The sequence below is a fragment of the Paenibacillus sp. 2KB_20 genome (assembly GCF_052115765.1).
Taxonomy (GTDB): domain Bacteria; phylum Bacillota; class Bacilli; order Paenibacillales; family Paenibacillaceae; genus Paenibacillus_AQ.
Window position 1 is genome coordinate 51,140 of record NZ_JBFRHH010000008.1, and the last position, 12,864, is coordinate 64,003.

The following is a 12,864-nucleotide window of genomic DNA, read 5'->3' on the forward strand; positions in this document are numbered from 1 at the left end:
CTTTTCTAAAGAAGTAAGGGGGCAACAGGATGGAACTGAATATAACCTTCATCATCACGATATTTTTAATCGGATTCATTGGCTCATATATTTCCGGGATGGTTGGCATTGGCGGCTCGATTATCAAATACCCGATGCTGCTGTATATCCCGCCGCTGTTCGGTCTTGCGGCATTCACGGCACATGAAGTGTCGGGCATAAGCGCCGTACAGGTATTCTTTGCCACGATCGGCGGCGTTTGGGCGTACCGTAAGGGCGGATATCTGAACAAGACGCTTATTATCTATATGGGGTCAGCCATATTGCTGGGCAGCTTTATCGGCGGCTTCGGCTCCAAGATGATGAGTGAAGGCGGTATCAACCTCATCTACGGAATACTGGCACTTATTGCAGCCGTTATGATGTTCATTCCTAACAAAGGCGTGGACGATATTCCGCTGGACCAGGTCAAGTTCAATAAGTGGCTCGCCGCTGGACTGGCTCTTGCGGTCGGAATCGGAGCCGGTATCGTCGGAGCGGCCGGCGCCTTTCTGCTCGTTCCGATTATGCTGGTTGTATTGAAAATACCAACCCGGATGACCATTGCAACCTCGCTTGCGATCACCTTCATCTCATCCATTGGCTCAACGGTAGGCAAGCTGACGACGGGACAAGTGGATTATATCCCTGCCCTCATCATGGTTGTTGCCAGTCTGATCGCTTCTCCGCTTGGAGCGGCAGCGGGCAAGAAGATGAATACGAAGGTCCTGCAGATCATGCTGGCAGTTTTGATCCTGGCAACCGCCATCAAAATTTGGCTGGACATTCTATGATTGCGGGCTCCAGGTGCATCCTGACTGTCCCTGATAGATCCACTATATTTCACATACAAAGAGGCTATTCCCGAACCATTCGGGGGCCTTTTTGGTGTATTTAAGGAAAAGAAACACGTGATGACTCGCAGCACATCATTTCCTCCTCCCGGTGTTCATATAATGTTCTTCATGGCGTTTGATGGAGGTACGATAGGAATGGGCAATGTACGGAGCACGGTAGATGTGGAAATCATGAAGCTGACTGACTTCTTCATGCAGCGGCAGCATCAAGACGGGTCATGGCATTTTTGCTTTGAGAACGGGATCACGATGGATGCTTATACGATCATCCTCTTTCGAATATTGGATATTCAGGATGAAGGGCTTATTAGACGTTTGCATGGTCGCATTCTTTCCGAGCAGCAGCCTGAGGGCTGCTGGCGATGGTATCGGGACGAAGAAAAAGGTAACTTATCCGCTTCCATCGATGCTTATTATGCACTGCTCTATTCAGGGTACAGTGTACCAACGGACGAGCCGCTGATGCGGGCCAGGCGTTACATTCAATCGCAAGGTGGACTAGGGAAATCCAACAGCATTTTGACGAAGGCGATTCTTGCTGCGACGGGACAGTGCAAATGGCCGGCATCGATCTCGTTCATACCGATGGAAATCATCCTCTTCCCAACGTATTTGCCAATGAATCTCTTTGAGTTCTCGGGTTATTCCCGCGTCCACCTTATTCCTATGCTGATCATGGCTGACCGTAATTTCTCCATATCAACCGATAAAGCACCGGATCTATCCGATTTGTTCGATTCCCGCCAAAATCACGATGAGCCTTCCCCCCAGGAAAATCGGGAGATCGTGGAAAGTATACGACTGGGACTCAGCAGACTGCTCGGGACTCCCCGTTATATCCATGAAGCCGCTCTGCACAAGGCAGAGCAGTTCATGCTCAATCGGATTGAATCGGATGGCACGCTTTACACTTACGCAAGCAGCACGATCCTCATGTTATTTGCCTTTCTTGCTCTGGGTTATGATAAACGCAATCCGCTCATCATGAACGCTGTTCAAGGGTTGACGGCGATGCAGTATCGCTATGAAGATAAAGCAACGATTCAGAATTCACCTTCCACGATCTGGGATACGGCCTTGATTTCCCATGCGCTGCAGGAGGCCGGTGTTCCCGGTGATCATAAGTCAGTACAGCGGGCGACTGCATATCTTGTATCCAGGCAGCAGGACAAAGCGGCCGATTGGAGTGTTCATAACCGGGATACGATTCCCGGCGGTTGGGGATTCTCCGAGACCAACACCCTGAATCCCGATGTAGATGACACAACGGCGGCTTTAAGAGCGATTCACAGCCTATCTCAGACCGATCCTGTATATCAGGATTCATCGGATCGAGGACTGAACTGGGTCCTTTCCATGCAAAACAAGGATGGCGGCTGGCCCGCGTTCGAGAAGAACACCGACAAGGAAATGCTCACATGGCTTGCCATAGACGGTGCCAAATCCGCCGCCATTGACCCCTCAGGAGCCGACCTGACCGGCCGCACGCTCGAATACCTCGGGAAGTTTTGCGGATTCGACATGAAATACGATTTCATCAAACGGGGGGCTGACTGGCTTATTTCTCATCAGGAAAAAAACGGATCATGGTATGGGAGATGGGGGATTTGTTACATTTACGGTACCTGGGCAGCGCTGACGGGTCTAAAGGCTGTGCGCCTTCCGGCAGCCCATGAGGCGCTCCAAAAAGGAGCGGAATGGCTCACACGGATTCAGAATCCGGACGGGGGATGGGGAGAATCCTGTACCAGCGACCGAGTGATGCACTACACGCCCTTAGCGGAAAGCACGCCCTCCCAAACCGCCTGGGCACTCGATGCACTCATCGCGGTTCTGCCGGAACCGTCTCCTGCCGTGGATAAAGGAATAAACAAGATGATTGAATTGCTGCAACAAGATGGTTGGGCGACTACATACCCAACAGGCGCAGGGCTTCCGGGCAACTTCTATACGCTTTATCACAGCTACCGGTACATTTGGCCGCTCCTGACCCTGAGTCATTACAAGAAGAAATACGGGGCTTGAGGAGTTACACTGCGTTTATCTGATAGGAATGGTAATATGGTGTTGTGGAGTTGGGCTTTAGCCCGTACAGAACCATAATGATGTCAAAAAATGAGGTGCTCAAACGATGAATCCATGGAATGAACGATTTCAGGGGGACGATTACGTATTTGGAACGGACCCGAATGTATTTATAGCCGACATGCATAAGAAATTAGGTTTAACGGGCGACGCACTGGCTATCGCAGAGGGAGAAGGACGGAATGCGGTGTTTCTGGCCCGGGAAGGCATGAACGTAACCGTATGGGATTACGCGGAATCCGGCCTGAACAAAGCCAATCAACTGGCGGAAGCCTGCAATGTGCAGATTCGCACAGAGCTTGTGGATCTGCACGAAGCGCAGTGGAAGCAGGATCAATGGGATGAGATTATTTGTGTGTTTGGACATTTTCCCAAGGCATTGAGAACGAGGACTTTAGAAGGCGTGAAGAGAGCGGTGAAGCCGGGAGGATATTTTCTCACCGAAGTGTATTCAACGTACCAGATTCCTTATCGCAGCGGGGGGCCGCAAGATCAGCAGTTTTTATACGTACCTGAGGATTTCCTCGTGTCCTTTGCGGATTGGCGGATTGTCCACTTTTTTATGGGAGAGGTCGTTCGGCATGAGGGCCAGGGGCATCAAGGCTTGTCTCATGTCATTCAGTTTGCAGGCCAGAAACCGCGAACAACGGAATGAAAGCCAGCGGGGAATTAAGAGAGCAGCATGGAAACATCGGACTGATCGCCTTGCTGCACATAGTCGGAGGGTGACAGGCCGATGTATTTTTTAAACATCCGATAAAAATAGGACGTGTCATAATAACCCAAATAGTGGGCGATATGGGTGATCGTCATGTCCGAATGTAGCAGCAGGCTGCACGCTTCGAGCACGCGCAGCTGATGCATATACCGAATCGGGGAAAGACCGTACACCTCTTTGAAGAGGGCTGCGGCATAGCTCGGAGAGCGATGGATTAGCTTCGCTAATCCATCGATTTCGATAGGTTCGCGGTAATGCTCCAACAGAAACGATTTGATGGTATCCGCGTAGTTACGTTTGCTGGGTGCCAGCTCGGTTTTCTCAAGTTCACGGGCCAACGTGCCGATGAGCTCCTGCATAATGCCCTGACAGATCATGGTGCGGTAGCTTTTGCCTCCCCGCATTTCCTCGTACAAGCGCTCGCAACGATGGTAGGCATACTGGATATGGGATAGATTGAATTTCATGCATCGGCCCGCATCCAAGAATGGAATGCCTGTGGAACCTTGATGATCCAATGTAAAGAGAATGGTATGTTTCTGATGGGGAATGCCATTCCAGTTGCTGCCGCTACGGCGCGTCGATCGGGGAATAAAGAGCACGTCTTCTTTTTCGGCAATGATTTCTTCCCCGTTGATCTCATATTTCACTTTGCCTTCTATAACCACAACCAGGACATTGTACTCAATCGTCTCCAGCTGTGTCCGCCAATTCGGAATGTAATCATCAAAATTTACGCTCATCAATTGGATCATAGAACAACACCCCGTAGTGATTTTATACCTATAGCCTAGCACAATAATACTTCTGATGAGTAGCTGTTCATAGCTTTTAATAATCTTCCTAATTGAAAATGGAGTAGAATCGTACAACTTATTTATGAAATGTACATCGACTACGAATAGATGAGTAGCCTATAATTTCAGACAATTGCAGGATTATTGTAAACGCTGACATGAGTCCTAAGGAAGGGTAAGTGAATTCGACAAGAGGAAGGAAACGATGACGATATGAGAGTATTATTACTGGATTTGGATTCGACCAGGCCGGATCATTTAGGCTGTTATGGCTATCATCGGAATACGTCGCCGAATATTGACCGAATCGCGGCGGAAGGCGTGCGTTTTGACAATTACTATACCTCCGACGCTCCATGTTTTCCTTCAAGAACCGCGCTGATGACGGGGAAGTTTGGCATTCATAACGGTGTTGTGGGTCATGGAGGCACGGCTGCTGATGTCCGGCATGAAGGCATGACCAGGGACTTCCGCGACAAGCTGGGGTCGGAGAGTTTTCCCGCTATATTCCGCCGGGCCGGCATGAAAACCGCCTTGATCAGTCCGTTTGGAGAACGACATTCCTCCTGGACCTTCTACGCGGGCTTCAATGAAATGTATAATACAGGTAAGGGCGGCTTGGAGTCGGCAGAAGAAGTATCTCCAGTCGTGCTGGATTGGCTGGATCGTAATGCCGATGAAGATAACTGGATGCTCTATGTGAACTTCTGGGATCCGCACACACCATATCGCGCACCCCAGTCGCTGGGAAATCCTTTCGAACATGAGCCGCTTCCCGATTGGATTACCGAAGAGGTGCTTCAGGAGCATCAGAAGAAGGTTGGCCCGCATGGGGTGAACGAAATTAACATGTATAATAGTGAAGTTTCCCCTGATTTTCCGCGTCATCCCGGAGAGATCAGGACGATGGAGGATTTGCGGACGATGGTGGATGGCTATGATTGCGGCATTCGGCATATGGACGAGCACATCGGCGCCATTTTTGAATTGCTGGAGAACAAGGGAGTAATGGATGATCTGATCGTTATCATTACAGCGGATCATGGCGAGAACATGGGGGAGCTTGGGATTTATGGTGAACATGGCACAGCGGATCAGGGAACCTGCCGCATCCCGATGATTATCCGGGGACCTGGCATCATGAAAGGGATAACGGATCGCAATCTGCACTATCATCTGGATCTTCTGCCTACGATGGCGGAATATTTGAACGTTGCACCGGTTCGAAGCTGGGATGGCATCAGTTATGCGAAGAGCCTGCGAAGCGGAAAAGGCAGCGGCAGGGAGTATTTGGTGGTCTCTCAATGCGCCCATGTCTGTCAGCGAAGCGTGCGGTTTGGAGAATGGCTCTACATTCGAACATATCATGACGGCTATCATCTGTTTGACAAAGAAATGCTGTTCCATATCACCGAGGATGTCCACGAGCAGGACAATCGGGCAGCCCAAAGACCGGATCTTTGCAGAGAGGCCGTATACCTTCTGAATGAATGGCATGATCATATGATGTCAACGATGCCGTATGACGTGGACCCGTTGTGGACGGTCATGAAGGAGGGAGGACCTTACCATGCCAAAGGTCATCTGCCCCGGTATATCGAACGTTTGAAGAACACAGGCCGCGGGGAAGCCGTTCCGGAATTGATGCGCCGCCACCCGCAGGAATTCGTATAATATTATAGTTAAGTGAAGCAGGATAACCGCTCCGGTAGTGGTTGTCCTGTTCTCTGTATCAAGCATAGGACTGGTTAAGTATAGGAGGAACCGAGCATGGGAGAACAACATTCTTGTTGCGCTGGCGTAAGAGCGAAAGTGCAGTTGGGAGAAGCCGATCAGAAGGATCACCAAGGCAGTATAAGAGAAGGCCAATATCAAGACCAGTCTCATCCTGAGCTCCATGCCAACATGATCACGATCCCTGGAGGGACGTTTACGATGGGCACGAATTCGCAAGAAGGCTTTCCGCGTGACGGCGAGGGGCCGGCTCGCAGCGTAACCGTTTCCGGATTTGAGATCTCACCGTATGCCGTTACGAATGAACAGTTTCAACGCTTCGTGGAAGCAACCGGTTATGTCACGGAAGCGGAGCATTTTGGATGGTCGTTTGTATTTGAACTGCTGGCTTCGGAGGAAACCAAGGCAAGAGTTGCACAAGTCCCGCAAGAAGTGCCTTGGTGGCTGGTGGTCGAGGGTGCATACTGGGCTGCACCCGAGGGAGCGGATTCGAGCATCGAAGACCGAATGGACCATCCGGTTGTACATATATCCTGGAACGATGCGGTTGTTTACTGCCATTGGGCTGGCGTGCGGCTTCCCACAGAAGCGGAATGGGAGTATGCGGCGCGCGGCGGTTTGGAGGGCAGGACCTATCCATGGGGAGATCTGCTGAAACAGGACGGAGAACATCAATGCAACATATGGCAGGGCAAGTTTCCAGTTAAAAACAATGCAAGTGATGGATATATCGGTACCGCGCCGGTGGATGCCTATAAACCGAATGGTTACGGATTATATAACATGTCCGGCAACGTATGGGAGTGGTGCGGCGATTGGTTCAGCCCGTCCTATCATCAAGTGACCTCGGCCATCCATCCGTTCTTTGGTGAGTCTACTGGCAGAAGGTCGATGCGCGGCGGCTCGTACCTGTGCCACAGATCCTATTGCAACCGTTATCGAGTCGCGGCACGCAGCGGGAATACACCCGACAGTTCGACGGGCAATTGCGGTTTCCGTGTGGTTAGGGAGAAGAGGTAGAATATGCCATCGGTTGTATTGTGATGATGGAGCGTCTTCCAAGGATGTTTCGCGCCTGAAAATGCATATAAATGAACAAAACAGAAGGAAAATGCTTGATAAATGGAACAATAACGAATATAATGGAGGTGCAAAGCGGAAAACTTTGGAATAAACAGGAGGATAAGAGTATGGTGCAAGATCAATCAGGAATGTTTGCCGAGGAACGTCGTCAGAAAATTCTTGCTTTGCTGCATCAAGATAAACGGGTGATTGCCAAGGACTTGGCCGAGCGATTTGAAATATCGATTGATTCGATTCGTCGGGATTTGACAATGATGGAGGAGCAAGGTTTACTCCAGAAAACGCACGGAGGCGCAATTCCTTCCATGAAAGTCAGGCAGCCGCCCGTGGCTCCGGAACAGCGGTATGGTGAAGGCTCTCCGGAAGGGAACGCCATTGCTCAATTAGCCATTTCATACGTTCGAGAAAAAGATACGTTATTCATTGGCAGCAGCTCGCTTACCTATTTACTGCTGAAGCATCTTCCGGAGCACATGCCCTTGACCATCGTGACCAACTGCATGCGTGTAGCAGAAGCTCTGCGCGAACGCGAATGGATTGACACCTATTTGATTGGTGGACGGGTGAAACCTTCCGGAAATATCACAGACGTGCTTGCTAACGAATTTATTCGTCAATTTAAATTTGATATCAGTTTCGTTAGTGGAGGCGGTATTTCCGATGAGGGAATATACATGGCTACTCCTGAAGTTGCCGCTTTTGGCCGCGCGGTCTCTGCCGTATCCCGCCGCAGAATTGGCATGGCAACGCATCGGATTCTCGGACAGGATGGCTTTGCCAGAGCTGGTGCCGTCGAAGATCTGGATGTGTTAATTACCGATCAGAAGGCAGATCAGCAGGTTATGGATCGGATCCAGGAGCTTGGCGTAAAGGTCATTGTGGCGAAAGCAGAAGAAGCTGCACCAAAATGATGAACCATTCGATATAACTTTATATAACTTAAGATTGAAAGGTAAGAGAGGTAGAAACATGATTCAGCTTCTTCTGCAAGCGCACTGGCCAGAGTGGAACGGTGACCTGGTTAATGGTCCTACGGGCTGGAACAATACGACCTATTTTATTCATAACGAGCAGCGCAGCTCGGTCATGCGCATTTATAATACACATCGAGATAAGGCAAGAATCGAATTTGAGTTTGCCGTTCTGGAATCGCTGCAGAGGGTGCCGCTGAGCTTTAAGATTCCCGCTCCTCTTCCTTCCGTGTCTGGCGATAGGATGGTTCAGGTTCAGGATGGGAGTGATCGTTATGCTTGCCTATTTGCATATATTGAAGGAGAACGTCCGGAAGAAGGCAGCACTCAAGCATCGTATTCTTTCGGGGAGAAGACGGGGGGACTGGTAAATGCCCTTGCGGCTTGTTCAATCGGAATGAGGCCGGTGTATCCGCCTTATTACGAGCTGCTTCAGTCTTATCCTGCATGCAGCGAAGCATTCATTCTAGATTTTTGCAAGCAGCCGCCATTGGAGTTCAAGGATCAAGGAGAGGCACTTCATATACTAAAAGAAGCATACGCCGATATTTGCAGCAGGCTAGAATCTCTAAAAAATCTGCCGCAACAGCTGATTCATGGCGATCTGAACCTTTCGAACCTGCTGGTAGACGCGGAGCACCCCCACACGGTCACCGCTTTACTTGATTTTGAATTTTGCACACGGGATGTGAGAGCGATGGAGCCTGCGGTTGTCATCTCGGGATTTTTGGGAATCGCGGACGAGAGGAAGGCCATAAAGCAGTTTTGCGAAGGATTTGCCAGCCGCGTTCAACTGAGCGCAGAGGAGATTGCCGCGATTCCGGTTCTCATGCGCTTGCGTATGGTGGATGTATTTCTGCATTTTTTGAGCCGCTATCGGGAAGGGACCGATGAGTCTCATGTGTTAAGGGAACAGGTGGATATGCTAGCTGCTGGATTTAAGCGGATGGAATACAGCCAGGAGTGGCTGGATGATATGTTGTTTCAGTATTTGATGTAAGAAATGGGTGCTTTATCAGAAAAACCCGGCTCTCTAAGAGACCGGGCCTTTCCGATGTTTTTGGACAGGTTAACCATAAATTAGGAAAGTAAGAGTTTCGAATCACGGTTATTTTTTCAGCAGATTAATATGGTCCAGCTCTGTGCTGCTGTTAAAGATGAACTCCAATTTGTAATCTCCACGGTTATACGTGAGCTTGGTTTGCTTGATTTTTCCGGTTTTGAAAGTGGTTGTAGCATTCGGTGCAAACCAGTTCTGTTTCAGCATTTTCATCGTGATGCCGCCGATGTTCGTCTGTCGTTCCACGTTCGTGCCAAAGTATCGCATCTCACGGATTTTGTTCAGTTTATAGGAAAAGGCGTAGCCTGGATTCCCCATGTTGGCCCCGTATACATCGAAGGCATCGGCATCCTTGCCTGCCACGGAAGGCTCGCCAATGGCTTTATAAACGTCCTGCTTTGTGCTTTTGCCGATCGTTAAACCGCTGACGGCACCAGGGAATTGTCCCTTTAATGCAGGTTTATAGAAGCTGTTGAGTGTCTTAAGCGCGTGCTCTGCAGCATAATCGCCAGCATTTGCTGCCGTGGCAGCTTCTGCTTGCTGCAGCGGAAAAACAGCATGATTTACGCCGATAGCACTTACGCCGAGGACTCCTGCCATAGTCAAGGTGATGATTGCTTTTTTTGCTGGTTGTTTCAAGTTCATGTTGTATCCTCTCCTTTGTAACAACTAATTACCACATGCGCTGTGCATCAAACAAGTGTGCCAGACTTATCTTCCCATGATAGTGGAAGCTTAGCGGCATTGGGTTACGATTCTGTGAAGATGAAATATCAGATTTGATACCAGGACGCGAAATCGATTTCAGCCCTCCATGAATGTTTCGTCGGGGAAAATGGGGTAATGATGCATGAGGTGATATGAATTATTGGAAAAATCGTGTAATCTATATAGAACCGACTTTTTCAGGAGGAATTATGGAAACCGAATCATTACTCAAGGTGGAGCAGCTTGCTCTCAAAAAACACAAAATCTTCAAACAAAGCCAACTTCGTTACATCGCCCGCTCCATGCTCGCCAGCATGTTTATCGGCTTTGGCGTCATTGTTGCTTTTAAGACAGGCAACTTCTTTTATCTGGAGCATTCCCCCCTGACTTACCCGATGGCCGCCATTACGTTTGGCGCGGCGATCATTCTGATCGCGTATGGGGGAGGGGACTTGTTTACGGGAAACACGTTCTACTACACGTATGCCGCTCTGCGCAAGAAACTAAGGTGGCTCGAGGTAGTCAAGCTGTGGGTCTTCAGCTACGCGGGGAATATCTTGGGGGCGTGCACGTTTGCGCTGCTGATATTCTTAACGGGACTATTTATGGATTCATCCGTGAACGGATTTTTGCTCGATGTGGTTGAGCACAAAATGACCACCCCGACAGTGCAGCTGTTTTTCAGGGCAATTCTGTGCAACTGGCTCGTATGCCTTGCCTTTTTCATCCCGATGTCACTGAAGGGCGACGGCGCCAAAATGTTTGCCATGATGCTGTTTGTATTCTGCTTCTTCATTTCCGGATATGAGCACAGCGTTGCGAATATGTGCACCTTTGCCATTGCGCTCGTGCTGAATCATCCCGGCACGATTTCACTGGAGGGCGTACTGCATAACCTGATCCCGGTAACGATTGGCAATTTGGTTGGCGGCGTGCTCTTGATGGGCTTTATGTATTATTTTGTGAACAAACCGTTTCTGGATGCCAAGGAATCTCCGGGTGAATGAAGCTTAGAGGTTTATGTAGAACCCCTAACGCAAGTGGTTAGTTTTTTAATAATGAGTACACCCGCGTATCGTGTGCCACACCGTTTTGATATATATATTGGCGAAGGATACCTTCCGCTTCAAAACCGAGTTTGGTCAGCAGCGCGTGGGAAGCCTGGTTCTCCATAAAAACAACGGCACCGATACGCGTCAGGCCAAGCTCCTGAAAACCATATGCGATGACGGCGGAAGCAGCTTCGCTTGCATAACCTTGCTCCCAGAATTCAGGATGTAATTCATATCCGATTTCGGCCCTCTTATGCCGCGGAGACCATACGTTATACCCAATCGTGCCAATGAGACCTTGCGCGTCTTTCCTTTCGATGCCCCATCGAATCCCGCGTTTCTCCTTGTAGTTGTTTGCGAAGAGCTCAACGATTTGATGAGCCTGCTCGAGGGTAGTCAACGTGTCTTGTCCGTAATATCGAGTGACCTCATCATTCGAGAAGCAGCTATAGATAGCCTCAGCGTCCTGATGTTGGATTTCCCGCAGCGTTAAACGATTAGTCTCTAGTATTGGAAACATGTTCTTCCTCCCAGGTAGATATAGTAATCATTATATTGAGATTTATTTAGGAAGAGAAGAGGGCTCCTGACAGGGAGCTCTTATTTCGCGTTTGTATAAGAAATGATTTGAGAAAATGTATTGTTTGATCACATGGAGTGAGATACAATGTTCCTGAACGAAATGAGAATGATTATCATAATCAGTATAAACAAAAGAATCTCTTTCGTACCTTTTAACAACAGGCAAGGGGAGAAACGATTTATGGCAAGGTCATATCCTAAGAATACCCGATGGATGATAGCATTACTTGTACTGGTGATGGCTCTGGCTGGATGCGGAACACCGCAGGACAAGGAGGGTGCAGCACCTTCCGGGCAATTCACGGAAAAGGTGGGGGAGCAGGTCGCTCAGGACGAGACAAAACAAGGGGCTGTTGATACCAAAATGATGAAGGATGAGTTCGGTGAGGTCGAAATACCAGTAAATCCGAAGAGGGTAGTAGGGATCTATCTGGAGGACTATCTGCTGGCTCTAGGAGTTACACCTGTTGTACAGTGGTATCATCCAAGCTGGGGGAAACAGGATTACTTGGGGCTGGAAGTCCCGACCTTTGATATAACGGGAAGTATAGAATCGCTGCTGGAGGCAAGTCCGGATTTGATCATTGTCGACGGAGCAGCAGATTCGGCAAAATATGAGCTTTATTCCAAAATAGCTCCTACGTATCGGCTGCCAGAGTCCATCCTGCAGAGCCCAGCAGAAATTCTTGAGACGATTGGTGATGTTCTTGGCATTCCTGAAGAGGCCAAGCATGTACATAACGAATACACCAAGAAGATGGCTGATACCAAGGAAAAACTGGAACAGGCTGTTGGTGATGAGACAGTAGCCGTGCTCCGGTTAAATGTTGGGGATAAAACGCTTGCCCTTTTTGGCATTGATAACCGGTATACCGGCAATATCTACAAAGAAATGGGTTTGACTCCGCATCCGTTTGCGAGAGATATGACGGAATTTCATGCCATACTATCCGAAGAGAAAATCCCTGAGCTGGATGCTGATCATATCATTATCTTTCCATCCAACGGCAATTGGGACTCGGAGGAGAATCAAGAAGCGATGCAAGTATTCGGCAGCCCGCTTTGGAAGTCGGTTCCCGCTGTTAAAAATGGACATGTGTACAGGGCGGACAGAACTCATTGGCAATCGGGTGCCGTCACAGCCAATATGATGAAAGCCGACGATCTCTTGAAGTGGTTTGTCCAATAAGGAGATGATC

At 49.1% G+C, this 12,864-nt stretch carries 12 protein-coding genes; 9 read left to right on the forward strand and 3 right to left on the reverse strand.

All coding sequences use genetic code 11. The features are described 5' to 3' along the window. The first annotated feature begins 29 nt into the window (after positions 1 to 29). The 3 genes from AB4124_RS22410 (at position 30) to AB4124_RS22420 (ending at position 3,615) form a co-directional block, all read left to right on the forward strand. On the forward strand, positions 30 to 812 hold the full coding sequence (locus AB4124_RS22410; RefSeq protein ID WP_441974228.1) for a sulfite exporter TauE/SafE family protein: 783 nt from the start codon (positions 30 to 32) through the stop codon (positions 810 to 812). A 198-nt stretch (positions 813 to 1,010) separates the two neighbouring features. Continuing rightward, a complete protein-coding gene (shc, locus tag AB4124_RS22415) occupies positions 1,011 to 2,900 on the forward strand; it encodes a squalene--hopene cyclase (protein ID WP_441974229.1) in 1,890 nt (629 codons plus the stop codon). A gap of 106 nt (positions 2,901 to 3,006) precedes the next feature. Continuing rightward, entirely contained in the window at positions 3,007 to 3,615 is a 609-nt protein-coding gene (locus AB4124_RS22420; protein ID WP_441974230.1) for a class I SAM-dependent methyltransferase, read from the forward strand. 14 nt (positions 3,616 to 3,629) lie between these two features. On the opposite strand, the gene AB4124_RS22425 is transcribed toward AB4124_RS22420, so the two are convergent. Beyond that, on the reverse strand, positions 3,630 to 4,433 hold the full coding sequence (locus AB4124_RS22425) for a helix-turn-helix domain-containing protein (protein WP_441974231.1): 804 nt from the start codon (positions 4,431 to 4,433) through the stop codon (positions 3,630 to 3,632). A gap of 255 nt (positions 4,434 to 4,688) precedes the next feature. Between AB4124_RS22425 and AB4124_RS22430 the strand changes: the two genes are divergently transcribed. The 4 genes from AB4124_RS22430 (at position 4,689) to AB4124_RS22445 (ending at position 9,263) form a co-directional block, all read left to right on the forward strand. After that, positions 4,689 to 6,149 carry a sulfatase gene (locus tag AB4124_RS22430; RefSeq protein ID WP_441974232.1) on the forward strand — a complete coding sequence of 487 codons (1,461 nt, stop codon included), beginning with the start codon at positions 4,689 to 4,691 and terminating at the stop codon, positions 6,147 to 6,149. A 96-nt stretch (positions 6,150 to 6,245) separates the two neighbouring features. Next, the gene (locus AB4124_RS22435; protein ID WP_441974233.1) at positions 6,246 to 7,229 is read left to right on the forward strand and encodes a formylglycine-generating enzyme family protein; all 984 of its coding nucleotides are present in this window, start codon (positions 6,246 to 6,248) and stop codon (positions 7,227 to 7,229) included. Between the two features lie 191 nt (positions 7,230 to 7,420). After that, positions 7,421 to 8,203 (forward strand): DeoR/GlpR family DNA-binding transcription regulator, encoded by a 783-nt coding sequence (locus AB4124_RS22440; RefSeq protein WP_441974332.1) that lies wholly within the window; start codon positions 7,421 to 7,423, stop codon positions 8,201 to 8,203. Positions 8,204 to 8,261: 58 nt separating this feature from the next. Next, positions 8,262 to 9,263 (forward strand): phosphotransferase enzyme family protein, encoded by a 1,002-nt coding sequence (locus AB4124_RS22445; RefSeq protein WP_441974234.1) that lies wholly within the window; start codon positions 8,262 to 8,264, stop codon positions 9,261 to 9,263. Positions 9,264 to 9,371: 108 nt separating this feature from the next. On the opposite strand, the gene AB4124_RS22450 is transcribed toward AB4124_RS22445, so the two are convergent. Beyond that, complete coding sequence (locus AB4124_RS22450) at positions 9,372 to 9,968, reverse strand: YjgB family protein (RefSeq protein ID WP_430203869.1); 597 nt, start codon at positions 9,966 to 9,968, stop codon at positions 9,372 to 9,374. A gap of 272 nt (positions 9,969 to 10,240) precedes the next feature. On the opposite strand from AB4124_RS22450, the gene AB4124_RS22455 reads away from it, so the two are divergent. Then, positions 10,241 to 11,038 (forward strand): formate/nitrite transporter family protein, encoded by a 798-nt coding sequence (locus tag AB4124_RS22455; RefSeq protein ID WP_441974235.1) that lies wholly within the window; start codon positions 10,241 to 10,243, stop codon positions 11,036 to 11,038. Positions 11,039 to 11,075: 37 nt separating this feature from the next. Here AB4124_RS22455 and AB4124_RS22460 read toward each other — a convergent pair whose 3' ends face one another. After that, a complete protein-coding gene (locus AB4124_RS22460; protein ID WP_441974236.1) occupies positions 11,076 to 11,603 on the reverse strand; it encodes a GNAT family N-acetyltransferase in 528 nt (175 codons plus the stop codon). A 243-nt stretch (positions 11,604 to 11,846) separates the two neighbouring features. Between AB4124_RS22460 and AB4124_RS22465 the strand changes: the two genes are divergently transcribed. Next, positions 11,847 to 12,854 (forward strand): ABC transporter substrate-binding protein, encoded by a 1,008-nt coding sequence (locus AB4124_RS22465; protein WP_441974237.1) that lies wholly within the window; start codon positions 11,847 to 11,849, stop codon positions 12,852 to 12,854. Positions 12,855 to 12,864: the final 10 nt, after the last annotated feature.

Excerpts from the sequence above, each read along its gene's own strand:
- AB4124_RS22455 (WP_441974235.1), top strand. The coding sequence starts at position 10,241 with ATGGAAACCGAATCATTACTCAAGGTGGAGCAGCTTGCTCTCAAAAAA.
- AB4124_RS22410 (WP_441974228.1), top strand. The coding sequence starts at position 30 with ATGGAACTGAATATAACCTTCATCATCACGATATTTTTAATCGGATTC.
- AB4124_RS22430 (WP_441974232.1), top strand. The coding sequence starts at position 4,689 with ATGAGAGTATTATTACTGGATTTGGATTCGACCAGGCCGGATCATTTA.
- shc (WP_441974229.1), top strand. The coding sequence starts at position 1,011 with ATGGGCAATGTACGGAGCACGGTAGATGTGGAAATCATGAAGCTGACT.
- AB4124_RS22460 (WP_441974236.1), bottom strand. The coding sequence starts at position 11,603 with ATGTTTCCAATACTAGAGACTAATCGTTTAACGCTGCGGGAAATCCAA.
- AB4124_RS22450 (WP_430203869.1), bottom strand. The coding sequence starts at position 9,968 with ATGAACTTGAAACAACCAGCAAAAAAAGCAATCATCACCTTGACTATG.
- AB4124_RS22435 (WP_441974233.1), top strand. The coding sequence starts at position 6,246 with ATGGGAGAACAACATTCTTGTTGCGCTGGCGTAAGAGCGAAAGTGCAG.
- AB4124_RS22440 (WP_441974332.1), top strand. The coding sequence starts at position 7,421 with ATGTTTGCCGAGGAACGTCGTCAGAAAATTCTTGCTTTGCTGCATCAA.
- AB4124_RS22425 (WP_441974231.1), bottom strand. The coding sequence starts at position 4,433 with ATGATCCAATTGATGAGCGTAAATTTTGATGATTACATTCCGAATTGG.
- AB4124_RS22420 (WP_441974230.1), top strand. The coding sequence starts at position 3,007 with ATGAATCCATGGAATGAACGATTTCAGGGGGACGATTACGTATTTGGA.
- AB4124_RS22445 (WP_441974234.1), top strand. The coding sequence starts at position 8,262 with ATGATTCAGCTTCTTCTGCAAGCGCACTGGCCAGAGTGGAACGGTGAC.
- AB4124_RS22465 (WP_441974237.1), top strand. The coding sequence starts at position 11,847 with ATGGCAAGGTCATATCCTAAGAATACCCGATGGATGATAGCATTACTT.